At 62.2% G+C, this 23,534-nt stretch carries 26 protein-coding genes; 9 read left to right on the top strand and 17 right to left on the bottom strand.

Translation table 11 applies throughout. The features are described 5' to 3' along the window. Positions 1-30: 30 nt before the first annotated feature. The 8 genes from RhoBH5_RS08730 to RhoBH5_RS08695 form a co-directional block, all read right to left on the bottom strand. Entirely contained in the window at positions 31-834 is an 804-nt protein-coding gene (locus RhoBH5_RS08730) for a sugar phosphate isomerase/epimerase family protein (RefSeq protein WP_007733578.1), read from the bottom strand. Then, positions 831-2,558 carry an FAD-dependent oxidoreductase gene (locus RhoBH5_RS08725; RefSeq protein WP_007733576.1) on the bottom strand — a complete coding sequence of 576 codons (1,728 nt, stop codon included), beginning with the start codon at positions 2,556-2,558 and terminating at the stop codon, positions 831-833. Before RhoBH5_RS08725 ends, RhoBH5_RS08730 begins: the two co-directional genes overlap by 4 nt. Beyond that, complete coding sequence (locus tag RhoBH5_RS08720; protein WP_007733574.1) at positions 2,555-3,649, bottom strand: Gfo/Idh/MocA family protein; 1,095 nt, start codon at positions 3,647-3,649, stop codon at positions 2,555-2,557. The genes RhoBH5_RS08725 and RhoBH5_RS08720 overlap by 4 nt, the downstream gene beginning before the upstream one ends. Then, positions 3,649-4,473, bottom strand: coding sequence for an aldo/keto reductase (locus RhoBH5_RS08715; protein WP_030535323.1), 825 nt, complete (start codon positions 4,471-4,473; stop codon positions 3,649-3,651). Before RhoBH5_RS08715 ends, RhoBH5_RS08720 begins: the two co-directional genes overlap by 1 nt. Further along, on the bottom strand, positions 4,470-6,422 hold the full coding sequence (locus RhoBH5_RS08710) for an oxidoreductase (protein ID WP_270008165.1): 1,953 nt from the start codon (positions 6,420-6,422) through the stop codon (positions 4,470-4,472). The genes RhoBH5_RS08715 and RhoBH5_RS08710 overlap by 4 nt, the downstream gene beginning before the upstream one ends. Positions 6,423-6,466: 44 nt before the next feature. After that, a complete protein-coding gene (locus RhoBH5_RS08705; protein WP_054827174.1) occupies positions 6,467-7,348 on the bottom strand; it encodes a shikimate dehydrogenase in 882 nt (293 codons plus the stop codon). 63 nt (positions 7,349-7,411) lie between these two features. After that, positions 7,412-8,788 carry an MFS transporter gene (locus tag RhoBH5_RS08700; protein WP_270008164.1) on the bottom strand — a complete coding sequence of 459 codons (1,377 nt, stop codon included), beginning with the start codon at positions 8,786-8,788 and terminating at the stop codon, positions 7,412-7,414. A 139-nt stretch (positions 8,789-8,927) separates the two neighbouring features. Next, positions 8,928-9,845, bottom strand: coding sequence for a LysR family transcriptional regulator (locus RhoBH5_RS08695; RefSeq protein ID WP_050654836.1), 918 nt, complete (start codon positions 9,843-9,845; stop codon positions 8,928-8,930). A 134-nt stretch (positions 9,846-9,979) separates the two neighbouring features. On the opposite strand from RhoBH5_RS08695, the gene RhoBH5_RS08690 reads away from it, so the two are divergent. After that, complete coding sequence (locus RhoBH5_RS08690; RefSeq protein WP_042921794.1) at positions 9,980-10,672, top strand: SDR family NAD(P)-dependent oxidoreductase; 693 nt, start codon at positions 9,980-9,982, stop codon at positions 10,670-10,672. 22 nt (positions 10,673-10,694) lie between these two features. On the opposite strand, the gene RhoBH5_RS08685 is transcribed toward RhoBH5_RS08690, so the two are convergent. After that, complete coding sequence (locus RhoBH5_RS08685; protein ID WP_042921741.1) at positions 10,695-11,468, bottom strand: hypothetical protein; 774 nt, start codon at positions 11,466-11,468, stop codon at positions 10,695-10,697. 105 nt (positions 11,469-11,573) lie between these two features. Between RhoBH5_RS08685 and RhoBH5_RS08680 the strand changes: the two genes are divergently transcribed. Together RhoBH5_RS08680 and RhoBH5_RS08675 are read left to right on the top strand one after the other, a co-directional pair. Beyond that, positions 11,574-12,401, top strand: coding sequence for a crotonase/enoyl-CoA hydratase family protein (locus RhoBH5_RS08680; protein ID WP_118603306.1), 828 nt, complete (start codon positions 11,574-11,576; stop codon positions 12,399-12,401). Beyond that, positions 12,398-13,936, top strand: a complete 1,539-nt coding sequence (locus RhoBH5_RS08675) for an AMP-binding protein (protein WP_270008163.1) — start codon at positions 12,398-12,400, stop codon at positions 13,934-13,936. The genes RhoBH5_RS08680 and RhoBH5_RS08675 overlap by 4 nt, the downstream gene beginning before the upstream one ends. Here RhoBH5_RS08675 and RhoBH5_RS08670 read toward each other — a convergent pair. Then, positions 13,929-14,561, bottom strand: a complete 633-nt coding sequence (locus RhoBH5_RS08670) for an alpha-ketoglutarate-dependent dioxygenase AlkB (RefSeq protein ID WP_007733562.1) — start codon at positions 14,559-14,561, stop codon at positions 13,929-13,931. The two genes, RhoBH5_RS08675 and RhoBH5_RS08670, sit on opposite strands and share 8 nt — an antisense overlap. 147 nt (positions 14,562-14,708) lie before the next feature. Here RhoBH5_RS08670 and RhoBH5_RS08665 point away from each other — a divergent pair, with 147 nt between their 5' ends. Further along, the gene (locus RhoBH5_RS08665; protein WP_007733561.1) at positions 14,709-15,125 is read left to right on the top strand and encodes a DUF7144 family membrane protein; all 417 of its coding nucleotides are present in this window, start codon (positions 14,709-14,711) and stop codon (positions 15,123-15,125) included. A gap of 94 nt (positions 15,126-15,219) precedes the next feature. Here the strand turns inward: RhoBH5_RS08665 and RhoBH5_RS08660 are convergent, their stop codons facing one another. Beyond that, positions 15,220-15,447: a hypothetical protein gene (locus RhoBH5_RS08660; RefSeq protein ID WP_270008162.1), complete on the bottom strand. Its 228-nt coding sequence runs from the start codon at positions 15,445-15,447 to the stop codon at positions 15,220-15,222. 247 nt (positions 15,448-15,694) lie between these two features. Here RhoBH5_RS08660 and RhoBH5_RS08655 point away from each other — a divergent pair, with 247 nt between their 5' ends. Beyond that, positions 15,695-16,486 (top strand): MerR family transcriptional regulator, encoded by a 792-nt coding sequence (locus RhoBH5_RS08655; protein WP_270008161.1) that lies wholly within the window; start codon positions 15,695-15,697, stop codon positions 16,484-16,486. Between the two features lie 83 nt (positions 16,487-16,569). Then, positions 16,570-17,034: a hypothetical protein gene (locus RhoBH5_RS08650; RefSeq protein WP_270008160.1), complete on the top strand. Its 465-nt coding sequence runs from the start codon at positions 16,570-16,572 to the stop codon at positions 17,032-17,034. A 53-nt stretch (positions 17,035-17,087) separates the two neighbouring features. On the opposite strand, the gene RhoBH5_RS08645 is transcribed toward RhoBH5_RS08650, so the two are convergent. Further along, entirely contained in the window at positions 17,088-17,462 is a 375-nt protein-coding gene (locus RhoBH5_RS08645) for a hypothetical protein (RefSeq protein ID WP_050654739.1), read from the bottom strand. 136 nt (positions 17,463-17,598) lie between these two features. Here RhoBH5_RS08645 and RhoBH5_RS08640 point away from each other — a divergent pair, with 136 nt between their 5' ends. After that, complete coding sequence (locus tag RhoBH5_RS08640; RefSeq protein ID WP_030535333.1) at positions 17,599-17,967, top strand: hypothetical protein; 369 nt, start codon at positions 17,599-17,601, stop codon at positions 17,965-17,967. A 22-nt stretch (positions 17,968-17,989) separates the two neighbouring features. Here the strand turns inward: RhoBH5_RS08640 and RhoBH5_RS08635 are convergent, their stop codons facing one another. From RhoBH5_RS08635 to RhoBH5_RS08625, 3 genes are all read right to left on the bottom strand, one after another. After that, the gene (locus RhoBH5_RS08635) at positions 17,990-19,135 is read right to left on the bottom strand and encodes a HoxN/HupN/NixA family nickel/cobalt transporter (RefSeq protein WP_270008159.1); all 1,146 of its coding nucleotides are present in this window, start codon (positions 19,133-19,135) and stop codon (positions 17,990-17,992) included. Positions 19,136-19,275: 140 nt separating this feature from the next. Further along, complete coding sequence (locus tag RhoBH5_RS08630; protein WP_003940007.1) at positions 19,276-19,605, bottom strand: branched-chain amino acid transporter permease; 330 nt, start codon at positions 19,603-19,605, stop codon at positions 19,276-19,278. Beyond that, positions 19,598-20,335 (bottom strand): AzlC family ABC transporter permease, encoded by a 738-nt coding sequence (locus RhoBH5_RS08625; protein ID WP_003940360.1) that lies wholly within the window; start codon positions 20,333-20,335, stop codon positions 19,598-19,600. The genes RhoBH5_RS08630 and RhoBH5_RS08625 overlap by 8 nt, the downstream gene beginning before the upstream one ends. 79 nt (positions 20,336-20,414) lie before the next feature. Between RhoBH5_RS08625 and RhoBH5_RS08620 the strand changes: the two genes are divergently transcribed. Continuing rightward, entirely contained in the window at positions 20,415-20,855 is a 441-nt protein-coding gene (locus RhoBH5_RS08620; protein ID WP_020970517.1) for an Lrp/AsnC family transcriptional regulator, read from the top strand. A gap of 57 nt (positions 20,856-20,912) precedes the next feature. Next, positions 20,913-21,338: a VOC family protein gene (locus RhoBH5_RS08615; RefSeq protein ID WP_003940409.1), complete on the top strand. Its 426-nt coding sequence runs from the start codon at positions 20,913-20,915 to the stop codon at positions 21,336-21,338. Here RhoBH5_RS08615 and RhoBH5_RS08610 read toward each other — a convergent pair. Beyond that, complete coding sequence (locus tag RhoBH5_RS08610; RefSeq protein ID WP_073512657.1) at positions 21,335-22,345, bottom strand: AraC family transcriptional regulator; 1,011 nt, start codon at positions 22,343-22,345, stop codon at positions 21,335-21,337. The two genes, RhoBH5_RS08615 and RhoBH5_RS08610, sit on opposite strands and share 4 nt — an antisense overlap. After that, positions 22,342-23,532, bottom strand: a complete 1,191-nt coding sequence (locus RhoBH5_RS08605; RefSeq protein ID WP_003939670.1) for a pyridoxal phosphate-dependent aminotransferase — start codon at positions 23,530-23,532, stop codon at positions 22,342-22,344. The genes RhoBH5_RS08610 and RhoBH5_RS08605 overlap by 4 nt, the downstream gene beginning before the upstream one ends. Positions 23,533-23,534: the final 2 nt, after the last annotated feature.

Genomic DNA, 23,534 nt, shown 5'->3' with positions numbered 1-23,534 from the left:
CGCCAACTACCAAAAAGACGCACAGGGCCGCTAGGCCAACACTTCTCGCGTGGCCTCGACCAGGTGCTCCAGCCAGGCGTCGGTGCCGACGGCGCGGCGCAGTGGCTCGTTGGGCAGTTCGATGCTGACCGGCAGTCCGGCAGGCAAAGTCGACCAGATGTCGGCCAGGGCTATGCCGCCGGTGCCGGGCACCAGACGCTCCTCGCGGGCCTGACGGATCAGCTCTGCGTCCCCAGTGGGAGCGGGGGTCGAACCGTCGCACATCTGGGCGTAGTGCAACCACTCGCGCGGGATGGACGCAAGATCCTCGAGCGTTGTCGCCGAGCGGTCGGTGTGCAATGCGTCGACCAGGACACTACGAGCCGGACCGTCTGCCGCCGAGACGATCTCGATGGCCGCACGTGCATCGGGCACCGCAGTCCACGGCATGAACTCGAGGGAAGCGACGATGCCGTAGTTCGCGCACAGTTCAGCGAGGCGGGCATAGGAGTCCGTGAGCCGAGCGCGGTCGCGGTCGTCGCCGCCCACCAGAACGGCTTTGGCTCCGAGCTGTGCTCCGGCTTCGAGCAGCGGAGCGTAGTCGGTGGGGTCGAAGTCGGCTGCAAGACGGATGATTTCGAGGTCGAATACCTCGACCGGTGAATCGCCCAGTCGACGCACCAGTTCGTCCAACGACTGCTTGTCCTCGTGCAGAGGGTAGGCCGTCGTACCTGGTGCCGCGGGCATCAGACGGATACCGATGGTGTCGAAGCCGTGCTTTTCAGCTAAGTCGACGTGCTGCATCGGTGCGGTGTCGAGCACTGTGAGGGCTGCCAGTCCGAGTGAGAGTGTCATGCGTGCGCTCCAACTGTCTCGGCTCCGGCCAGTTCCCGGCCGGCCAGGTAACCGAATGTCATGGCCGGTCCGAGGTTGATGCCCCCGGACGGGTAGTGCCCGCCCATCACGCTCGCCTGATCGACGCCGACGGCGAGCAACCCCTCGATGGGGCGGTCGTTGTCGTCGAGCACATGCGACGACGAGTCCGTGACCAGTCCGGCGAAGGTGCCGAAACTCCCTGGCACGACTTTCACCGCGTAGTACGGGCCCTTCTGCAAGGGCGCGAGCGACGGGTTCGGCCACGGATTGGAAGCATCTCCGGAACCTCGGTTGAACGGTGTTGTACCGCGACCGAACTCGGGGTCTTCACCGGCCACGGCCCCGATATTGAAAGCTGCGACGGTTTTCTCCAACTGCACGGGGTCGACGCCGATCTTCTCGGCCAAGTCCCGAAGAGTGCGCCCACGCGTGAGGTACCCCGAGCGCAGGTACGGCTGGATCGGGATCGGCAAGGGCTTCGCCATGCCCAGCGGGAGGTATCGCACATACTGTTGATCGGCAATCAACCACGAGCACACCTCTTCGCCCTCGGGAACCTGCTCGACCATCGCGAGTGTGTAGTCGTGATAGCCGAGTGCTTCGTTGACAAACCGCTTGCCGTTCGCGAGAACTCCGATGACACCGGGCTTTCCGCGATCGAGGATGTGCGGGAACACACCTTCCTTGCCGTTGCGGTAGCGAACGATGGAGACGGGGCAGTACGCGACGGGGGAGGCGAGGGTGCGGTCGAGTCGGCCGCCCACGGATTCGCCGAGGGTGATGCCGTCGCCGGTGGTTGTCTTCGGAGTGAGTGACCAGTGCTCGTTTCCGGTGGGGGTACGGGGGAACAGTTCACGTCGGCGGTCGATGTCCTGGGCGAAGCCGCCGGTGGCTAGTACGACGCCGCGCGTGGCAGTTACCGAGTACGCGCCATCCGGACCTTCGAGGCGGACGCCGACAACGCGGCCGTCGTCATCGGTCTGCAACGCGGTCGCGGACGTCTTCACCCGAAACTCGACGCCCAGATCGAGTGCCGAGCGCAGCATCATGCCGACAAGCGCGGTGCCGTTGACGAGTTGCTGGCCACGACGCTTGGTGGCGAGATCGAACATGTGCTTAGTCACCCGAACACCACAGTGCACAAAGGCTTTTGGTGAGCGGGTCGAGTGCAGGAAAGCCTGCAGGTCGGGCCCGGCCATGATGCCCATACCGAGGAACGACGTTTCGTACAGCTGCCGACGCAGTAGCGCCGCGACATCTGGTCCGAGCTTTCGCAGACTCACCGGTTTCGGTCCGACGGAACGGTGACCCGTGCCGGCGCCCGGTGTGTCACCGTGAATATCGGCGATCTTGGCTCCGGGCACGAACTTCAGAGCAGTCGTGCGTTCGAAGAACTCGACCATCTCCGGGGCGCCGTCGAGGAGTGCATCGACCTTGGCGGCGTCGAAGTTGTCGCCGAGTCGGTTTTCCAGATACGTCCGCGGCGCCGAACGATCCTCGACAACCCCGTCGGCGATGGCAAACATGTTGCGTGGGGTCCACATCCACCCGCCCGACCAGGCCGTTGCGCCGCCGCAGGTGTCGGCCTTCTCGACAACGAGTACCGACGCGCCGCCATGTGCTGCGGCAATTGCTGTGGAAAGCCCGCCTGCGCCGGAGCCCACGACAACCACGTCGTAGGTGAGGGGGGTACTGCTACTCATTTCTGCTCCTTGGCAGTTGTTGCGAGGGTCGGTGTCGATGTCAGCTCGACAACCTTGCCCGTTCGTGACGATTCGTAGATTGCGGCGATGATGGCAAGTGACGCGCGCGCGTCTCGACCGGTGACGGCGGGTTCGCGCCCGGTCAGGACCGCGTCGGCGAAGTCCTGAACCTGCAGGGTGTGGAAGTCGGTCAGTGCCGCATTGACCGCTCCCACATCGAGATTGGCGTCGATGTCGGCGGAGTACGGCGACCGGAACTCCACTTCGCCCGGCACCGTCCAGATTTCGTTGACACCCTCGTGCCCTTCAGGAAATTCGAGGACGCTGGCAATGGCGCCGGTGCGCCCGATCACCGTCACGCGGTTACCCAGATTGTGATTGGCACCGGTAGTCGCGGTGACGGTGGCGGTGCCGCCCGAGGCAAAGGAGATCACAGCTGACGCGCTGTCTTCGGTCTCGATGTGCTCACCGTGGGTGTGGGTGCGGATGAAGCCGCTGACCGAGACGGCCTCGCCCATGAACCAGGCCAGCATGTCGATCTGGTGCACGGCCTGTGTCATGAGCACGCCACCGCCGTCGGTGTCCCAGCGTCCGCGCCACGCATCGGCCGAGTAGTAACTAGACGGGCGGTGCAGGATCACCGACGCCTCACCGAGCATGGGTAGTCCGATCCGCCCGTCGTCGATGGCGTCGCGGATCCGACGTGCTGCCGGCCAGAATCGGCGTTGGAAGAGCACCCCGAACGTGATACCGGCGCGGTCGGCGGCCTCGATCATGCGGTCGGCGGCAGCAACATCGACTGCGATGGGCTTCTCGCACAAAACATGTACACCCGCTTCGGCAGCGGCCACGACTACCTCTTCATGTACCGGGTGCGGCGTGCAAACGGTGCAGGCGTCGAGTCCGAGGGCGAGAAGTTGCTCCACTGAACTCACGGCTGCGGGAATGCCGTGCGCTGCCGCGAACTCCTGGGCGCGTCCGAGATCGGGATCGCAGCAGCCGATCACCTCGACACCGGGGACTTGTTGCAGCGCGCGGGCATGGTTGCCGGCGATCTTGCCGCAGCCGACGATTCCGACTTTCAACGTCATCAGAAATGTTCCTCTGCTTCGACGTCCCGCGCCGCAGATTCGCCGCGGTCGAGACTGTTCAGTGCTTCGATGTCCTCGCTGGTGAGGGTGACGTCGAGTGCTGCCAGGTTCTCGGCCTGACGCGTCGGGTTCGCTGATCGCGCGACCGGAACCACACCCTGCGCGACGTGCCAAGCGAGGACCACTTGAGCTGGTGTGCAACCGATTCGACCGGCGATCTCGCTCACAACGGCGTTGTCGAGCACGTCACCCCGGCCGAGCGGACTCCACGACTGAGTGAAGATGCCAAGTTCGTCGTTTGCGCGGCGAACCGGGATCCGAGCGAGCGACGGGTCCATCTGAATCTGGTTGACTGCCGGTGCCTCGCCGGTTTCGGCGACGACGCGGCGCAGGTGGAGCTCCAGGAAGTTCGACACACCCACGTACCGAACCAGTCCGGCGTCGCGGCAGGCCAGCATCGACTCGAACGACGCGACATAGCGATCGATTCGCGGGAGTGGCCAGTGGATCAGGAACAGATCCAGCTGGTCGAGTCCCAGTAGTTCCAGACTCTGCTCGAGGGCGCCCCGAATGTCGCCGGAAACCTGGTCGTTGCCACGAAGTTTGGTGGTGACGAACAGTTCTTCTCGCGGCACACCTGATTCCGCCAGCGCCACACCGACGGCGCCCTCGTTGCCGTAGATCGCGGCGGTGTCGATGAGGCGGTACCCGGCCTCGATGCCGGAGAGAACCGAGTTCGTGGCGTCGGTACCGACCAGGGGCCAGGTTCCGAGTCCAATGGGCGGCAATGCAGTTGCCACGGGTGTGGCTGCCTGTGTGGTCATGCGTGAACCTCCTGACGTGCCGCAGCGGCGGCGGTGATCGCGACGGCAACGTCGGCTGCGGTCACGAGTGCGGCATGGATGGACCCGCCGTCACCGCTCGCGTCGCCGACGGTATGTACTCCGAGTCGTGGTGCCAGTGAACGGAGTTCGGCAAGAAGTTCCGAACGCGGCTCGACGCCTTGCGAGATCAGCAGTTCGCCCGGAGCATCGACCTCGCTCAGCACACCGGCCGTCGAAATCGTGACGCGGTCAGCGGCGACTGTGGTGACGATCGAGCTGAGGTAGGTCGTGAGGTTCTCACTTGCAGCCAGGCGCGGCAGCAGCACGATCTTTCCGCGGCGTCCGACGTCGTGCGCGATGGTTTCCTGCGGGCCGATCATCACGACCTGGGTGCCCTTCTGAAGGAGATCGTCGGCGACGGCCGCAGCCTCACGGTCGGCGCCGAAGATGGTGACAGCGGCAGGAGCTGGATCGCCGGAGACGAGGAATTCGCGGACGTCGCGAACGGTACGGGTTGCTGCTCCGGGGAGATCGACCACGGGGCCGACGCCGCCGGCGGCAAGAACTATGGCGTCGAAATCGACACCGGAGAGCAAAGCAGCATCTACCCGGGTCGAGGTGTGGCAGTGGACCCCGAGTTCAGCCAGTTCCGCGGCGTACCAGTCCACGATCCGTCCATATTCGGGATACTCGTGAAGCTTCGATGCCAGAGCGAAGTCGCCACCGAGGCTGGGTCGCTCGTCGTACAGGTCGACGCGGTGACCGGCAAGTGCGAGGTCGCGGGCAGCGGCCATTCCCGACGGCCCGGCACCGATGACGGCGACCCGCACGGTGGCATCAGCCGGCTTTGTAGGCTGATCCAATTCGCGGCCGACCCACGGGTTGACGGAGCAGGGAATGGGGCCGGCGGCCAGGCTGTCGATGCAGTAGTTGCAGGCAATGCAAGGGCGGTACCGGCCACCGTCGATGGCACGATTCGGGAAGTCCGGATCTGCGTGCAGCGTACGAGCCATGCTGACGAAGTTCGCCTGCCCGGATTCGATGATCCGCGCAGCGATCTCCGGCGACGTGATGCGTCCGGCCACTCCCACCGGGATGTCGAAGTCGCGCTGGTACTGCTCGGAGTACGGCGCGAGGAGACCGCGCGACCATTCACCGGGCTGGATGATCCACTGTCCCGCTTCGTAGTTGCCGGCCGAGACGTCGAGGAAATCGAGTCGGTCGGTGTCGATGGCGCCGATGCGAGCGCGAGTCATCTCGGCGTCGAGTCCGCCGTCGATGCCTTCGAAGGCTGAGAATCGGAGTCCCAGAGTGATTCCCGGTGCGTGCTCGTGGACGGAGGCGATGACCTTGTTGACGAACAAGGTGGGGTCGGCCCACTCGTCGTCGCGGTGATTGTAAGCAGGGGAGAGGAACTGGTGGATCAGATACCCGTGGCCACCGTGCAGGGAGATGACGTCGACGCCGGCCTGCTGGCAGCGTGCCGCGGCTTCACCGAAACATTCGATGATGTGCTCGATGTCGTCGCCGTCGAGTTGTTCTGGCATCTCGCCGCCGACAACCAAACACGGAATCGGTGTCGGGGCAACGGGAACAAACCCGCTGACAGAACCTTGCGCCGTACGTCCACCGTGGTTGAGTTCGACTCCGACGAGGGCGCCGTGAGCGTGGATCGCGTCGGCCATCTTCTTGATGCCGGGAATCCGTTCGTCGACGTCGACGCCCATCTGCCGGATGCGACCCTTGCCGTCGGCGCGCACGTAGCTTGCTTCGGTGAAGATCAGTGCAGCACCACCTTCGGCGCGGCGAGCGAGGTACGCGATGTACTCGTCCGTCATAGTGCCGTCGACTTCGCAGTAGTTGCGTTCCATCGGGGCGGACACGAACCCGTTCCGGAGGCGGACGCTGCCCATGTCGAGAGGTTCGGCGAACGGCGCAGTCACATTCATCAGTGCTCCTGGTACTTCGCGAGAAAGTAGGTGTTCGGTTGTGCTCATGCGCATGCCGTCTCGGAGAGCAGCTCGCTCAGATGGCTGCGCATGCGATCCGTATCGGCTTCGACACCAGTCAGGAGTGTGAAGGTGTCAGAGGCTTGAGCCACCAGCATCTGCCCACCGTCGAGAACTGCGCATCCGAGAGTAGCTGCAGCGTCGAGCAATTCGGTGCGCATCGGTCGATAAACGATGTCAGCGACCCACAATCCGGAATGCAACGCCGCAGGGTCGAAGGGAGTTCCGGGGTGACCCACCATGCCGATCGGAGATGCGTTGACGACGCCGTCGCACGTCGTCAGGTTGACGGCGATCTCATCGATCGCCAAAGCCGTTGTGCGCGTGACAGGAAAGGCCGAGGCGACGCGAGAACACACATCGGCAGCGCGATCGGGATCAATATCTGCGATGCGAAGATCCGTCGTACCGGCGGCGGCGAGTGCGTACGCCACGGCGGAACCCGCCCCGCCAGCGCCTGCGAGTACCACTCGGTCCAAGGTGGCGTCGGGTAAACCGCGTCGCAGTGCGGTGAGGAATCCACTGTGATCGGTGTTGTGGCCGATCAGAAGGCCGTTGTGGACGACAATCGTGTTGACGGCACCGAGCAGTCGGGCATTGTCGGACAGTTCGTCGAGTGCGTCCACGACAACCTGCTTGCACGGATGGGTGATGTTCAGTCCGGTGAAGCCGGCTGCGACGGCGCTCCGCACCACCTCGCCGGTCTTTTCGACCGAGACCGTCAGGTTCTCGAGGTCTACCAGTTCGTAGCTGTAATCGTCGAGTCCGAGTGCTGATGCTTCGTGCGAATGCAGCGCCGGCGAGAGGGAAGTCGAGATCCCGGCTCCGACAAGGCCGATTCGGTGACGTGTGAATTCGGTAGTCATGACATTCTCCTGCATAAGTGGGGACGGCCCCTCGCGGCAATTCAGCGCGAGGGGCCGGTCCGGTCAAGCGTTGTTGCTGGTGAGCTCCGAGTCCTGCTTGGTTGGCAGGCTCGGCTTCGGTTGGCCCAGTTCAGCTGTGGGCGTGCGGTACGTTTCCGGTCCGGTCATTGCCGCGATGGCGGAGACGACGGCGAAGCCCAGGCACATCCAGGCAACCGGTGTCCAGTTGCTCTTGTCTCCGGCTGAAATCGCCTGAGCGATAGCCGGTGTGAAGCCGGCAACAAGGAGTCCGAGCATGAGGCTGACGGCCATTCCGGTGTATCGGACCTTCGCGGGGAACTGCTCCGGGAAGTACGCCGGGTACGTGCCGTTGGGCATGGCGTAGAAGATGCCGATCATGACGATTCCCGAAGCGAAGACCATGGGGACGCTTTGGGTTCCGATCGAATGGAAGAAGACGAAGATCATCAGGCCGGCTCCGATCGCGCCGACGACGAAGATGGGCTTGCGTCCGTAGCGATCCGAGAGGATGCCGAACAGCGGCTGAGTCAGTACGGCAACAAAATTAGCGGTCGCGATTGCCCACAGCATCGTGGAGCGTTCGAAGCCGGATTCGACGGCGTACGCCAGAGCGAAGACGTTGACGATGGTGTTGATCATCGCGAAGGTCGAGCTCATGCTGATACGGATCACAGTGCGCCAGTGCGAGCGGAACATCTCGACGACGGGAATTCCGGCCGTCTCGTCCTGTTCCTTGAGTTCTTCGAATACCTCGGGTTCATCGAGGGCGCGACGTAGCCACAGCGCGACGACGGTCACGATGATGCTGAGCCAGAAGGGAACTCGCCAACCCCACGAGTAGAGGTCTTCGTCGGGCAGGCTCGCCACTGGGATGAATACCAGGCTGGAGACGACGATGCCGAACATGATCCCGCTCATGGTGAACGAGGTGAAGAACGAACGACGGTGATCCGGCGCGTGTTCGAGCGTCAGTGCGGAAGATCCGGGTGATTCACCGCCGGCAGAGAGCCCTTGAAGTAGGCGAAGCAAGACGAGAATGATCGGCGCGGCGATGCCGATCTGGTCGTAGGTCGGCAGGCAACCGACGATGACCGTCGCAACACCCATGAGGAGCAGGCAGGCGAGAAGCGCGTTCTTGCGTCCGTACCGATCGCCGAGGTGACCCCACAGCACCGCGCCGAGCGGGCGGGCGACGTAGGCGACACCTAAGGTGCTGATCGAGAGCAGGGTTGCCGTTGATCCGCCGCCGGGGAAGAAGATCTTGGGGAACACCAGCGCGGCCGCGGAGCCGTAGATGAAGAAGTCGTAGTACTCGAGGGTGCTGCCGAGGAAGCCCGAAACGGCGGCGCGGTGCGCGTTCGCATTCGGATGTTCCTCGGTCGAGTTCGTGGATCCGGTGGAGGTGATCGGAGGTGCCATGTGAAGTCCTTTCGTCCCGATGGGCCGGCCGTGGCGGCACGTTTGGAGATGCACCACGCATCGGTGACGTCCCTCACCTTTCGGCGGCTGAGACGACAGTGCCACGAAGGACTATGGCGCGTCCAACACTAAATGAGTCTCAGATAATGACGTTTTTGGTCTCAATCTCCGGCGTCGGCAGAATTTCCTCGGATGTCTCCAATGCGACGGCGAGCGCATCGGACATGTGCCGCGGTGACCAGGCAATTCCGTGATTCATGAACGTCGGCTCGCCGGTGAGTGGGACGAACACACTGCCAGGTGGGGTGATAGCAGCCATGCCGGACGTCATCAGCGCTACACCAACGCCGGCGGCAACGAGCATCAGGATCATGTACGGATCGGTGATCTCCTGGACGACGCGAGGCCTGAAGTCTGCGTTCATGCAGGCGCGCATCGCGGTTTCCTGGAGGGCCGAGCCGGCCGAGAGCGGGGTGGTCACGAATCCGTCGTCGGCCAATTCGCGGAGGTCGATCGCGTCTCTCTCTGCGAGGGGATGGTCGATCGGAAGCACAGCGCCGAATGCCTCCCGTCGGATCAGCCGGGTAGACAGTGATGCGGATTCCACGGGTAGTCCGACGAAGGCGAGATCGAGGGCGCCGCTCTCGAGTTGGATGACCGCGTCGCGCGTCATGATCCGGCCGAGGAGTGTCAGTTCGACTTCCGGATAACGCTGACGCAACGCGCGTGTCAGTGGCGGAAGTGCTTGATAGTTGAGCACTCCGGTGAACCCGATTGTGACTCGTCCGTAGACGCCTCCCGACGACGCGCGCGTAGCGTGTCGTGCCGTCTCCATGTTCTCGATGACGCGATAGGCGTGGGGGAGAAAGGCATGTCCGCCGGATGTGAGTGCGACGCTGCGAGTGCTTCGTTCGAACAACTTGACGCCGATGTCCTTTTCGAGCTTTCGGATCATCTGGCTGAGCGGCGACTGGGCCATCTGGAGCCGTGATGCGGCCCGCCCGAAGTGAAGTTCTTCCGCAACCGCGACAAACGCGTGCAACCAGCGGGTTTCCATCGGCAAGGCCTCCAGGTATTTGACGTTGACAACAAACGCCATATATTCAGAATTTCTACACAGTGTGACGGCAATTATGCCTGTTTGCAACATAAATTGAGTGCGAAGCGCACAGAAACTCAGGAGTGAATGCGATGCAGGGTTACCCAGAGGGTGTCACCGCGCTCGTTACGGGCGGTGCGAGCGGAATCGGCGCCGCAAGTGCAAAGCTGCTGACGGAGAAGGGAGTTCGGGTGGTAACGGCAGATCTTGCCGAGGGTGCGGACGAACAACTCGACGTGAGTGATCCGACAGCAGTCGATGCGCTTCGAACCAGGCTCGGCAGAGTCGACATCTTGATCAACAGTGCGGGAATCGTAGGACCATCAGCGCCACTCGTCGACGTCGACCTCGCGGCTTGGCAGCGTACGTTCCGCATCAACGTCGAAGGGACATTCCTGATGTGCCGGGCGTTCGTGCCGGGGATGGTTGCGTCGGGGTGGGGGAGGGTTGTCAACCTCGCAAGTATTGCGGCCAAGGACGGAAACCCGAATCAGAGTGCATATTCCGCGTCCAAAGCGGCCGTCGTCGCGCTGACGAAATCACTCGGCAAAGAGGTCGCCACCACCGGTGTGCTGGTCAACGCGATAGCTCCGGCGGCCGTGGAAAGTCCTATGAATGCCGGCACCGATCCGGCCATCCTCGCCCGTTCGCAGTCTTTGACGCCGATGGCACGGATGGGGAAGGCGGACGAAATCGCCGAACTGATCTCCTGGCTGTCGTCGTCGGCGGTGAGTTACTCGACCGGCGCCGTGTACGACGCCAGCGGCGGCCGCGCAACATACTGAATTACCTTCTGGGAGAAATCGATCAGAACTGGAGCAGTGACTGCCACAGTTCGCGAGATGCGTCCTGGTACTCGAGCATGTGCGAGATCAGTTCACGCAGTGGCTGCGTCGGTTCGAGTTCTTCCGGAAGGAGCGGATTGCGCACGATGACCGCGATCACCGCGCTGCCCAGAGCAAGTGATTCGCGGGCCGCCTCCTCGCGACTGATTGTCGCCAGGCGTGTTTGCGCCTGTGTGAGTGCTTCACGGGCCTCCGCGATGTCGGCCAACAGTGCTTCCGAGTTCCAGAGTGTGCGGATTGTCGAATCATCCTCGGGGGCAAGGTGAGCGATTTCCATGACGGCCGATTCGGGGGCGGCGCCGAGTCGGTGGAGAGTGCGGCGGGCGCTGTCCGTGCCGCCGAGCAGATTGTTCGGGCGGACTGCGAGTGTGGGCTTCCACTCCTCGTAACCCGCCAGTCGCAGCGCTTGATCGTGCCGGCGGGCGGCAGTGCGGTCGCTTCGTTTGAGCCCCGAGTGCTCGACGGCGATCCAGGTGCCGTCCCAGGGGCGTATGCGATCGGTACGAGTTCGCCACCCCTCCACTTCGCTGTAGGTGGGGATACCGTCCGGGTTGAGGACGTACGTTCCACGAGCGGTACGACGCAGTTTGTTCTCTCGGCACAGGCGGCCCGCTGCCACGCGAATGCTCGATGCGCTGACGCCGACGATCTCGCCGGCCCGGGTCAGCACAGCGGTGCTGAACTCGGTGTCCGGGCTCGCTGTTGCGAGGTCCAGCACAACTCGGGTTGCGGACATTCCTCGATCAGTTTGTAACAACTTTTGAACAACTCCTGACAAATTCTGTTACAAGTGGCATGGTGGGTACCGGGAAACCTTATCCGCGAGCAGTGAGGAAATATCGTGACCGACTCCGATCGACCAGGTGGCGATGTCTATGTGGAGCGTGACGGTGGCGTCACCGTCATCGTGATGAATCGCCCTGATCGCAAGAATGCGGTGGACGGGCCGATGGCGGCGCAGTTGCGTGATGCCTTCCTGGAGTTCGAATCGGACGAGAGTCAGAAGGTGGCGATTCTGTGGGGCGCGGGCGGCACATTTTGTGCCGGTGCGGATTTGACCGCAGTCTCCGACCCCGCCCGCGTGCATGAGTTGCATCCGGAAGGCGGCGGCACCGGCCCGATGGGGCCGAGTCGGTTGGTGTTGTCCAAGCCATTGATCGCCGCCATCAGCGGATACGCGGTTGCAGGAGGGCTCGAGCTTTCATTGCTCGCGGACCTGAGGATCTGCGAGGAGGATTCCGTGTTCGGAGTCTTCTGCCGGCGCTGGGGAGTTCCTCTCATCGATGGTGGGACCGTGCGACTGCCGCGAATCGTCGGGCAGGGGCGAGCGCTCGACATGATCTTGACCGGTCGCCCGGTCGACGCTCCGGAGGCGCTGGCCTTCGGATTGGCCAATCGTGTTGTTCCAGTGGGGCAGTCACTCCAGGCAGCCAAGGAACTTGCGCACCAGTTGTCCGCTTTCCCTCAACTCTGCATGCTCGCGGATCGCGCGTCGGCCTACCGATCTTTTGATCTACCACTTGCCGAAGCACTGCGGGCCGAGGGCGTCGCGGGAAATCCCATTGTCATCGCTGAGGGTGTGCGCGGCGCTGCTGCGTTCGCCGCGGGCGCCGGCCGGCACGGCCGGTTCGAGAACAACCTGAATTCGAACGAGGAAACTGAACCATGATGCCCATAACCAGAGACCTGATCGCCCGTGGTGCGCGACAGCACGGATCGCGAACAGCCGTCGTTTTCGGCGATCGATCGATGACGTTCACGGAAGTGGACGAACTCAGCAGCCGATTGGCGCATACATTCATCGCGCTCGGTATCGGGCGTGGCGCACGGGTTGCGTTGCTGGTCAACAACTCTCTTGCCAGCGTGCCTGTCGATTTTGCGTGTGTCAAAGCCGGCATCAACAGGGTTCCGCTCAACTCGCGTCTCTCGCTCGACGAGCACGCGAGAATGCTCGAGGACACCGACACCTCGCACGTCGTTTTCGGTACTGACCTTGCCGGCCGAGCTGCTGAACTGTCCGCCAGGTTCCCGGATCGGATGTTCGTCGGGCTGGAAACAGGTGCGGAGGGGCAGCTTTCGCTGTTGGATCGAGCACAGGGCATGTCTTCGGCCACTCCGGACGTCGAGGTAGATCCCGACGACGTGATCCTGACGCTGTTCACTTCCGGGACCACGGGAACGCTGAAGGCCGCGCAGCACACTCAGCGCAGCTACGCCGGAATCTGCCGCAATGTTCTGCTCAATCTGCTTCCGGCGACTCAGGACGACACGATGTTGCACGCAGCATCACTGATTCACGCCAGCGGTGTCTTCGTGCTTCCGTTCTGGCTACGTGGCGGTAAGACCGTCATCCTCCCCGGTTTCGACCCGTCGACCTTCTTGGACTCGATAACCGAGCATCGGGCTACGGCAATCAATCTGGTGCCGACGATGATTCAGATGCTCCTCGAACGCCCTGATTTTGCGAGCGCAGACATCTCGAGTCTGAAATCCGTGATCTACGGTGCGTCGCCGATGCCGCTGGCCACCATCGAACGTGCAATGCAGGCGTGGGGGCAACACCGTTTTCTCCAGTACTACGGGCAGACCGAGGCACCGCTGTGTATTGCAGTCTTACGGCCCGAAGATCACACGGAAGATCGCCTGCTGTCCTGTGGTCAGCCGGCCATCGACGTCGAGATCAGGCTGCTCGACGGTGAGGGAAACGAAGTGCCCCAGGGAGAACCGGGTGAAATCGTGATCCGCTCGCCATCGGCGATCGCCGGATACTTCAATGCGCCGGAACTGAATGCGGACACCTTCACCGAAGACGGCTGGGTTCACACCCGTGACATCGGTCAGTTCGACGCCGAAGGATTCTTGTTCTTGAAGGACCGAGCTTCGGACATGATCATCAGCGGCGGATACAACGTCTACCCCCGTGAAGTTGAGGATGCACTCCTGACGCATCCGTCTGTCCGTGAGGTCGCCGTGGTGGGTACCGCCGACGCCAAGTGGGTGGAGGCGGTCACGGCTGTGGTGGTACTCGAGGACGGGACCGTCGAAAACGACGTACTGCAAGCATCATTGGTCGCGCACGTCGGCGATCGACTGGCGTCGTACAAGAAGCCGCGTCGGGTTGTTTTCGCAGAATCCATACCGAAGACGGCCGTCGGCAAGCTCAATCGGAAGGCGCTGCGAGACGAACTCCGCGACGCTATCTAACTCCGCGAGTGCGGAATTGAACGCTGATTCTCGGCCCGAGGGCCCGCGCACTCTTCGGGACACAGTGTTCCCACGTGCGTTGGCAGGATCCGCCCATGACGAGTAGATCTCCGTGTCCGAGATTGAAGCGGATGGATTCGCCGCCCCCACGAGGGCGCAATAGGAGCGGGCGAGCCGCACCGAGAGACAGGATGGCCACCATCGTGTCCTCGGTGCGACTTCGTCCCGTATCGTCCCCGTGCCAGGCAACGCTGTCGGAACCGTCGCGATAGAAACAGAGACCCGACGTGGCGAATGGTTCGCCGAGTTCGTCGAAGTAGTGACTGCTCAGCGCGTCTTTGGCTTCGGTGAGAAGTGCGTCCGGCAGTGGTTGATTCTCTGCGTAGAAACACACCAGACGAGGGACGTCGACAACGCGGTCGTACATCTGACGCCGTTCGGAACGCCACGGCACCGTAGCTTCCAGATTGTCGAACACGGCCTCCGATCCGGTCAGCCAGGCCGGGCGATGGTCGACCCATGCGCCGGCTGTGAGGATACGTCTCTGCACCGTGCCCTCGAGATCGCCCAAAGAGACGCCCAGGTCACCGTTGTCGAACAGAGACGGTTGCATCGTGGCGGTCATAGACTCCACCGTACACCGAAATCGAACATATGTTCCCATGAAATTTGATTGCAGTGCTGGACGGCTGTTCATCCTTGCTGGGTGATGTCCGGCGGCGTGAACCTTTGAATACTGTTCTCACGCTATTTCGCCGAAGAAGGGGATGTCATGACTGCTCCGCACCAATCTCATGCGAACCACCCTGTCCGACAAGGCTTTGCCATCGGGACCACGGTGGCGGCAGCATGCCTGCTCTTCGTCGCGGGAATCGTCGCGTTGCTGCAGGGCATCGCGGCTCTCGCGGACAACGATTTGCTGATCGTCGGAGTCAATTACACCTTCGAATTCGATGTCACGACATGGGGTTGGATCCACATCGTGCTCGGAATCATCGGCATAGCGGTGTCGCTGGGATTGTTCGTCGGCATGGCGTGGGCCCGCGGGATGGCATTCGTCATCGCGGCACTTTCGATCGTGGCGAATTTCCTGTGGATGCCGTACTACCCGCTGTGGTCGATCGTGATCATCGCCCTCGACGTCGCTGTGATCTGGGCCGTCGCGACCTGGCGACCTGACGAGGTGTGATCCTCTGACCGAAGTGAGTGGTTCACCTGCGGTAGGTGAACCACTCACTTCGCTGTGTCCGGGCCTCCACGGTTGGCCTCATCCCTACGCGGCGTCAGCGCCGTTTCGGTGACTCGCGATCCTGGTTCTCGCGCGGACGCGTGTCCTTCGTCGATCGGTGTGGGAAGCCATGGATCATCGAGCAAGAGATCCAGCAGATCACTACCGTTGCGATTCCGAGTCCGATCGACGCGAATGGTTCCTGCGTAGCCAGCCAGACGCTCAGTCCGATTGCCGTCCCGACGATCAGAATCAGGATGGTGTCGAGTCGTGTCGTTTGCATCGAAATCATCGCCTGGCACAGATAGTTTCTGGCGGCCCGCTGGTTTTGGCGGCCCGCCGCCCGGCGAGTGACAGCCGGGGGCAGACCTTGCGCGGCTGACCCCTCGCTCTGGAAATCGCCGCCGCAAGTGATCAATACCCGCGAAATTCGTCTGCGAAACTCCTCACGGAAGAACAGGGCCTTATGTCTCAAGGCCCGACATGCCGGGCCTTGACTATGACGTAGCGTCATAGTTAATGCTGTTCGTATGCGAATCAGCGACGTGGCCAGTGCGGCAGGCACCACTCCGCGGACCGTTCGGCACTATCACCGACTGGGGTTGCTGGCCGAGCCGAGACGACTGTCCAACGGTTACAGAACTTACGAACTTCCCGATCTGGTCAGGCTGATGCGCATTCGATGGCTCTCCGCCGCCGGCATTCCACTCGGATCCATTGCCGCGATGATCGAACCGACGCCGATCGATGTACGAGAACCGGACGACTTCGCCGAAGATCTTTCCTCCCTGATCGCGGAGATAGACCGGAAGCAGCGCGTCCTCGCAGACCAGCGAGTGCGCCTCGAGGAAATGCTGTCGGCGCGAGGTGCTGGGAGGGTGGTCTCGCCGCTTCCGATGGAGCTGCTGTCGGCGTTCGACGAGTTGATCGCGTCGTCCCCCACGGGTTCGGTGCGACGCTTGTTCGAGCGCGAACGCGACATGTGGGAATTGGTGGCGATCTCGGGCGCAGCGCCGCACGAACTGTTCTCCACGGCTACACGATTGCTGTCCGACGAGGGCGACCGGAATCGAATTGTCGATCTGTACCGTCGTTTCGCTGCATTGGCTGGGCGTGAGGTAGTCGACGTTGCAGACGAGATCGCGTGTCTGTCCTGCGAGTTGGAGGAATCACTGGCCGGGGTGCTCGGCGACGTGTGCTCAGACGGAGACTCTGCAGGTGTCGGCCTTTCGGTCGCGATCGCGGATCTGGTGCCTGATCCAGCGCAACGTGAAGTGGTTGCGCGCGTCGCAACACGTCTCATGTCAGGCGGTACGGCGTGATCCGATCACTGTGGTTGCTCTCGACGGGCAGGAGAGACGGAGGTTCCAGTGATACAGCGACTTTCGGATACGCGAAGGGGACCATGTCGATACCGGTGGCATTTGTCGCGGCGAGTGTGATCGAGGCCGTGGCGATTCACTTCCTGGTGCCGTGGCAGTGGCTTCGCGTCGTGCTGCTCGTTGCAACGGTGTTGTCGCTGATTGCGATTGGCGGTTGGCTTGCCGGACGCGTCGTGCACCCGCATCTCGTGTCCGCTCGAACGGTGGTGTTTCGTTCCGGCACGGGCGTTCGTGTCGAGGTGGACCGATCACGGATTTCGCGGGTGAGCATGGTCCGAAGATTCGGTGAGACCGCAAACTCGATTGTCGGCGACTGCCTGGTTCTACCGGGGCCCGACGGCACTGTCGTGGATGTCGGCTTCGACCGACCCGTCTCGGTCACGCTCCCGAAACGGCTGTCGAAGGGATCTAGCTCCACCATGATCGGTGGGTTGCGGTTGCATGTCGATCAACCCGGTGAATTCTGTGCAGCGTTGTCGCGGGACTGAACTCGCAAAGATCGTCTGGAGTCGGTCAGAGCGGAGACCTAGATGGAAGACCTTCAGGGAATCGGCTCGACAACCAGCCACTGCACCGTGCCACCGACATTCCATAGTGCATCGGGGTTGTCGAGCGAGGCCGCGTACGTTGCCGCAGCTTGGTCGCCGGCGATCTCACCGCTCTCACCCGACGGCGGGTTGGGCTCGAGGAATTCGGAGGGGTGCGGCCCTGGCCATGCAGGCACGTCGAACGGGGAAATGCTGGTGTCGATGAGGCCAGGTCGATGCACGGTCACCCGGTCTGGAACTTGCTTGGTTTCCGCCGCCACGGCAATGCCTGGTCCTTCGGCAGCTTCGCCGTCGCCGCTACCGCAGCCTGCCACTGCAAGAACAAGTCCCGTGATTGCCACACCCACTACCGCATGACGTATCCGCACCGTTTTCTCCTAGCCGGGGCTCACCCCGTTCGAACTCCACTATTGCATCTCGCCAACTCCGCGGGATGCGTCTTTCGATAAATGTGGGAAACGCACTGAATGTGCTCGACAGGAGAATTGGATTGTACTGTGAGCCATGCCGACCCTGCTTCGACGTGCATTCAAGATCGGCGCGGTAGCGCTGGCAACGATTGTGGTGGCGGCCTACCTGTATCTGGCCTTCACTTATCGCAGCGCTGATGTCTTTGCGCCGCCAGGGCGCATCGAGTCTCTCGGCCGGACCTACCTGATCAGCAATTTCCCGCCGCGCACTCGTGAAGATCTCGAACAGCGATTCGCGCAGGGCCATCGTGAGCAGTACACCTTGGAACAAGTGAGTTCCGTATTTCCGTGGCGCGCTGTCTACCAGTGGCAGAACGACCAGATCCGCGGCCAGGCGACGTCGAGCGCGTACCTGAAATGGGGCGAGACGTACATCAGCTATTCGCTTTCGGGTGGCCCATGATTCTGCGTAGACCGAGTCGAACTCACATCGCTTCGTCTGCTGTCGCTCGTCGCGCTACTGCTGCACCGGACTGAGCCTGCCACCGTTCTTCGATGCGGCCGTACCGCCACACGAGTAGAGCAATCAGCCAGGTGGCGACAAAGAGTCCGACGATGATGAAGCCCACCGCGCCGAGATCCAAGTTCCCGATGGCGCCGATAAACCCGTCGTGAATGTCGAGTTTGTCGGTGAAAATCGAGATGATTTCCTGGGTCCCGATCAGCAGTGCCACTGCCACCGAGAGTCCGGTGATCACCATGTTGTAGTAGATCTTTCGGACCGGCTGAGCAAATGCCCAACCGTAGGCGAAGTTCATGAACGATCCGTCGATCGAGTCGAAAAGCGACATCCCGGCGCAGAAGAGGATCGGCAGAACGAGGATCGAATACCACGGGAGCCCTGTCGCCGCCGCGCCGCCGGCGATCACCAACAGCCCGACTTCGGTGACGGTGTCGAATCCCAATCCGAACAGTAGGCCGACCGGGTACATGTGCCAGGGCTTGCGAACCATCTTCATCACCGGGCCCAGAATCTTGTTCAAGGCGCCGCGGCTGTCGAGTTCCTTCTCGAGTTGTTCCTCGTCGAAGGTTCCGGCCTTGTACTTCGTGTACACCCGATGAATCCCGATGAGAGAGACAAGGTTCAAGATTCCGATCAAAATCAGGAACGTGCCGGAAATGGTGGTGCCGAACAAGCCGGTCCACTTCTCCAGATCGGAGTTGTCGTCGGAAAGGCTGGTGGCCAGTTGCCGCACACCCAAAGCCAAGAGGGCGACGAGTACGAAGACGATGGTCGAGTGTCCGAGCGAAAACCAGAACCCGACGGACATCGGTTTCTTGCCGTCCGCTACCAACTTCCGAGTGGTGTTGTCGATAGCGGCGATGTGATCGGCGTCGAAAGCATGGCGCATGCCGAGCGTGTACGCCGTTACGCCGAGTCCGACGCCGAAGACACTGCCTTCGATCGTGTAGTGGCCGGGGACAACCAGGCCGAGAAGAACTGCCCACCCGACGACGTTGAGCGCTACGACGGTGACGGTCATCCCGATGATGCTTCGACGCTGGCCTCGATCCAGACTGTGCCAAGCACCGGCGATTCGAGTGCCTGTCGTGGTCATTGTCGTGGACATCGAACCTCACCGATCCTTCAGTCGCGGCCGGCGGCCACGCTACTGAAATCGTATAAGTGTTCAACTGTTCAGATAAGCGCCTGGAGGTTACAAATTGCCCATTCGGGAGTAAAGATATTTTGCTCGTCGATGGGAAATGCTCAGGCGAACACGGTATTGACCAGCGCGACGTAGATCGTCGTTCCGACGACGATGCTCAGGACGGCATTCTTTCGCCAGAGGTGCGCGGCGATCGTGGCGCACACTGCAATCAGTTCGGGTAGGCCATGAGAAGGGGCGGTGATCGACACCCCTTTGAGTGAATACATGACGAGAATCAACATGACGCCTGCCGGCATGTAGATGCCGAGGTAGCCGACCAGGGCGGAGGAGCGCAGCGGCATGAGCGCGGCGAAGGGGATTGCGCGCAGCGCGAAGGTGACCACGGCCATGACTGCGACCGCCGCAAAGATGTACGAGGTGTCAGGCATCGATCTTCGCCTTTCGTGAGTCGTAGACAAAGCGCCCGATCAGGAAGAGCACGAAGGCGCCCATCGCAATTGGCAGCATGTGGTCCGGCGCTGCGAGCCGGGCGACCAGAGCGCAGGTGACCGCGGCGACCGGCACCGCGAATCCGTTTTGTGCGCGAATCGCTTCGATCGAGAGGACGACGAACAACGCCGTCAGGGCGAAGTCGAGGCCGACGATCGAGTCCGGAATCCACTGTCCTGCTGTCGCGCCCAGAATCGCGCCACCGATCCAGTAGCCGTGCAGGTACAGCTGGGAGTAGACGATGACGCGTCCGGTGAGTGCCTTGGGATCGGCAGTTACCGACATCGCATAGGCCTCGTCGGTCAGCGCGAACATGCTGTAGAAGCGGGCGAAGGGGTTGCGAATCTTTTCCAGCGGAAAACTCAAGGCGTAGAACACATGTCGAAAGTTGACCAGCAGTGCGGTCAGAGCGACGTACGGCAGCGGTGTCATGGCCGCGACCATTCCGACCGCGAGAAACTCCAGCGATCCTGCGTAGATCAGCGAGGTGAAAGCGACTGCCCACCAAGGGCTGAGCCCTTGTTGGACCACAAGAACACCAAGTGCGATCCCGAGTGGGAGCAGGCCGAATCCAACCGGTAGCGACAGCTGGAAGGCGTGCCGCCACGCCGGGGTTCGCGGTGGGAGTTCGACGGCTGGTGCGGCCGTCGACGATGCTGGTTCGATCACGACGCAAATCTATAACAAAGATCGAGGTGATCGATTGCTCAGAATGCCCACATATTGAACAGTGCGCAATAATAGTGCGATGGATGCCATGGATGACGCAATTTTGTTTCACCTACGCCAGGACTCGAGTTTGACCAATACCGAGTTGGCGGATCTGGTGGGTCTGACACCGTCCCCTTGCCTGCGTCGGGTGAAGAAGCTCGAAGCCGACGGAATCATTACCGGGTACCGGGCGATCGTCAGTCAGGAAGCGCTCGGTCGAGGATTTCAGGTGATCGTCACCGCCGAGATCGGAGTCAACGACCAGGCCACCATCGAGGACTTCGAATCCCAGGTCGCCGCCTTCGACGAAGTGATCGAATGTCGGCGGTTGTTCGGAATTCCCGACTACTTCATTCGGGTCGCGGTGAAAGATCTCGCGACGTACGAGAACTTCATGGTCACCAAGCTCAGCGGGCTTCCGGCTGTCTCGCGGGTGACATCGCTGATCACCATGAAGACCATCAAGAGTGTCGACTGATGCCCGGGCTCGGCTGAACCTTCACTAGGTGTCGGTGGTCGGCGTTAACGTCGGAACATGGGATACGAATTTCAAGTCACAGTAGATTCGGCACATCCGCACGAACAGGCGAAGTGGTGGGCCGCAGCACTCGGGTGGGCAGCGGAGCCCAGCGACGAAGACTTCATCAGGGGCCTCGTCGCCGCTGGTCACGCCAAGGAATCCGACACCACGACATTCGAGGGAGTCCTCGTCTGGCGCGAAGGTGCGGCCATCAGCGATCCGGAGCATCCCGAACGTCCCCGCGTTCTGTTCCAACTGGTTCCGGAATCGAAGACGGTGAAGAACCGGCTCCATTTCGACATACGAGTGGGCGACAAGCGCGAGGATGTCGCAGCGCACCTCGAGACGGTGGGGGCGACGATCCTGCACCGGGGAGCGCAGGGGCCGAGCGTGTGGATCACGATGACCGATCCCGAAGGAAACGAGTTCTGCGTCAGCTAGCGGTACGAACTCGGAGTGTCGCCGGTCCATCGTTTGAAGGCCCGACGGAAGGCGCTGGGCTCGGAGAACCCCAATCGCGCCGAGAGTACTTCGACGGATTCTCCGCGCCGCAAACCAGCGATGGCTACGTCGCGGAGCACTTCCTCTCGCAGTTGATTCAGTGATGTTCCGTCACGCCGCAGCAGTCGACGCAGATGGGGAACGCTGATCGAGAGCATCTCCGCGATCTCCTCGGCCGTGGAGGTTCGCCCCTTCACCCCGAGTTCCAGGACCCGTCGCACCTGCGCCGACGCAGTGCTGTCGTAATCGCGTTCGGACATGAGCTGAATCGGAGATTCTCGGAGGTACTCCTCCAACGTCTCCTCGGTTTGGATGATCGGTGCACGCATGGCCGAGTTGTCGAATTCCAGTGCCGCGCGCTTCGCGCCGAAGGTGACCGGCGCTCCGAAGATGTAGTCGTAGTCCTGCGCCAACCGTGCATCCGGTGCCGAGTACGGAAATTCGACCGCCCGAAGTCGGACGCGCTTTCCGATCAACCATGCGGAAAATCGGTGCAGCAAGATCAGGACGAAATCGGTTGTGACACGTTCTGCGACATCAGGTTCGGCGACGCCTTCGCGAACTCGGACAGCGAAACTCACCCGAGTGCTTTCCTCGCCCTTTTCGATCGACAGTGGGGCCAGAGCCGGTAGCGCACGGATCACGTCGGACATTCGAGCGAAGGCCGATCCGAGATCAGGGCAATGGATCAACGTCAGGCAGATCAATCGGAAAGTGCCACGGGGGACCGGGGCGGATCCGAGGCCGAACAATTCGTCGTCGGTGATCTGCCACGTGGATTGGATGAACGTGGTGACCTGAGTCGGGGTCAGCCGGGCGCGCGGGTCGGACAGTGTCTCGAGGTCGATCCCGGCAGCGCGCAGTGCACCCGACAAATCGACGTCGTTGTCCGGCGAGAACGCGAGATAGCGGTGGACGAATGCGGTCGGGATGGTCCGCGCTGTCATGGGTGCGCTGCTCCTTGGAGCAGGTGGAGACGGCGTGCAGCTTCGGACAGAATGTGGTCCTGCTTGCAGAAGGCGAAGCGCACCAGGTGCTTCCAATCGTCGCGGTTGTCCGCGAACACGTCGACCGGAACGGCCGCGACGCCGATCCGCTCGGGCAGTGCGCGGCAGAAATCTCCCGCATCGGTTTCGCCCAACGGTCTGATGTCGGCAAGGAGGAAGTACGTGCCGCCACCGGAATGCACCGTGAAACCGGCCTCGGTCAGAGCTTTACCGAGCACGTCGCGTTTGCCTTGCAAGCTCTGTCGAAGTTCGACGACCCACGGCTGTTCGTTGGTGAGCGCGTAGGCAACGGCCGGTTGGAACGGTGCACCGGCAACAAATGACATGAACTGCTTGGCGGCACGGACTCCGTCGATGAGTTCGCGCGGGCCGATCGCCCAGCCGGTTTTCCAGCCGGTGACATTGAAAGTCTTTGCGGCACTGGACACCGTGACGGTGCGCTCACGCATGCCCGGGAGCGACGCCATCGGTGTGTGGGTGAGGCCGTCGAAGACCAAGTGCTCGTAGACCTCGTCGCTCAACACGATCAGGTCGCGTTCGCACGCGAGTTCGGCGATCGCTCGAAGTTCGTGATCGGTGAATACGGTGCCGGTGGGGTTGTGAGGACTGTTGACGATCAGCATCTTCGTCTTGGCGGTGATCGCGCCGCGCAATGCATCGAGATCGACCGCAAATCCGTCTCCCGCGGTTACCAACGGAACTGTGCGACGTACAGCGCCTGCCAACGCGACGGATGCAGCGTAGGAGTCGTAGTACGGCTCGATCAGCACTACTTCTTCGCCGGGCTCGACCAGTCCGAGAATCGCAGCACTGATCGCCTCGGTGGCGCCGACGGTGACCAGAACTTCGGAGTCGGGATCACTGTCGAGTCCGTAGCGGATGCGCCGATCCTCCGCGATGGCCTGACGCAAGACGGGCATGCCCGGACCGGGCGGGTATTGATTGACGCCCTCGGCGATGGCTCGGCGCGCTACCTCGAGCATGGCAGCAGGGCCGTCGGTATCCGGAAAGCCCTGACCGAGGTTGACCGCGTCGTGAAGTGTGGCCAACGCTGTCATCTCGGCGAAGATCGTGGATGCGAACGGCTGCAGACGCGAGACGGTGCGGTTGCGGGGCGTCGAAGGCATCT

Origin of the sequence: Rhodococcus sp. BH5, assembly GCF_027583855.1 — a bacterium.
Taxonomy (GTDB): Bacteria; Actinomycetota; Actinomycetes; order Mycobacteriales; family Mycobacteriaceae; genus Rhodococcus_F; species Rhodococcus_F qingshengii.
Note: the sequence above shows the minus strand (reverse complement) of the source record. Positions and strands in the feature narration are given on the sequence as shown.

Coding starts and splice junctions, on each gene's coding strand:
- RhoBH5_RS08730 (WP_007733578.1), bottom strand. CDS start 834: ATGACACTCTCACTCGGACTGGCAGCCCTCACAGTGCTCGACACCGCA.
- RhoBH5_RS08725 (WP_007733576.1), bottom strand. CDS start 2,558: ATGAGTAGCAGTACCCCCCTCACCTACGACGTGGTTGTCGTGGGCTCC.
- RhoBH5_RS08720 (WP_007733574.1), bottom strand. CDS start 3,649: ATGACGTTGAAAGTCGGAATCGTCGGCTGCGGCAAGATCGCCGGCAAC.
- RhoBH5_RS08715 (WP_030535323.1), bottom strand. CDS start 4,473: ATGACCACACAGGCAGCCACACCCGTGGCAACTGCATTGCCGCCCATT.
- RhoBH5_RS08710 (WP_270008165.1), bottom strand. CDS start 6,422: ATGAATGTGACTGCGCCGTTCGCCGAACCTCTCGACATGGGCAGCGTC.
- RhoBH5_RS08705 (WP_054827174.1), bottom strand. CDS start 7,348: ATGACTACCGAATTCACACGTCACCGAATCGGCCTTGTCGGAGCCGGG.
- RhoBH5_RS08700 (WP_270008164.1), bottom strand. CDS start 8,788: ATGGCACCTCCGATCACCTCCACCGGATCCACGAACTCGACCGAGGAA.
- RhoBH5_RS08695 (WP_050654836.1), bottom strand. CDS start 9,845: ATGGAAACCCGCTGGTTGCACGCGTTTGTCGCGGTTGCGGAAGAACTT.
- RhoBH5_RS08690 (WP_042921794.1), top strand. CDS start 9,980: ATGCAGGGTTACCCAGAGGGTGTCACCGCGCTCGTTACGGGCGGTGCG.
- RhoBH5_RS08685 (WP_042921741.1), bottom strand. CDS start 11,468: ATGTCCGCAACCCGAGTTGTGCTGGACCTCGCAACAGCGAGCCCGGAC.
- RhoBH5_RS08675 (WP_270008163.1), top strand. CDS start 12,398: ATGATGCCCATAACCAGAGACCTGATCGCCCGTGGTGCGCGACAGCAC.
- RhoBH5_RS08670 (WP_007733562.1), bottom strand. CDS start 14,561: ATGACCGCCACGATGCAACCGTCTCTGTTCGACAACGGTGACCTGGGC.
- RhoBH5_RS08665 (WP_007733561.1), top strand. CDS start 14,709: ATGACTGCTCCGCACCAATCTCATGCGAACCACCCTGTCCGACAAGGC.
- RhoBH5_RS08660 (WP_270008162.1), bottom strand. CDS start 15,447: ATGCAAACGACACGACTCGACACCATCCTGATTCTGATCGTCGGGACG.
- RhoBH5_RS08655 (WP_270008161.1), top strand. CDS start 15,695: ATGCGAATCAGCGACGTGGCCAGTGCGGCAGGCACCACTCCGCGGACC.
- RhoBH5_RS08650 (WP_270008160.1), top strand. CDS start 16,570: ATGTCGATACCGGTGGCATTTGTCGCGGCGAGTGTGATCGAGGCCGTG.
- RhoBH5_RS08640 (WP_030535333.1), top strand. CDS start 17,599: ATGCCGACCCTGCTTCGACGTGCATTCAAGATCGGCGCGGTAGCGCTG.
- RhoBH5_RS08635 (WP_270008159.1), bottom strand. CDS start 19,135: ATGTCCACGACAATGACCACGACAGGCACTCGAATCGCCGGTGCTTGG.
- RhoBH5_RS08630 (WP_003940007.1), bottom strand. CDS start 19,605: ATGCCTGACACCTCGTACATCTTTGCGGCGGTCGCAGTCATGGCCGTG.
- RhoBH5_RS08620 (WP_020970517.1), top strand. CDS start 20,415: ATGGATGCCATGGATGACGCAATTTTGTTTCACCTACGCCAGGACTCG.
- RhoBH5_RS08615 (WP_003940409.1), top strand. CDS start 20,913: ATGGGATACGAATTTCAAGTCACAGTAGATTCGGCACATCCGCACGAA.
- RhoBH5_RS08610 (WP_073512657.1), bottom strand. CDS start 22,345: ATGACAGCGCGGACCATCCCGACCGCATTCGTCCACCGCTATCTCGCG.
- RhoBH5_RS08605 (WP_003939670.1), bottom strand. CDS start 23,532: ATGCCTTCGACGCCCCGCAACCGCACCGTCTCGCGTCTGCAGCCGTTC.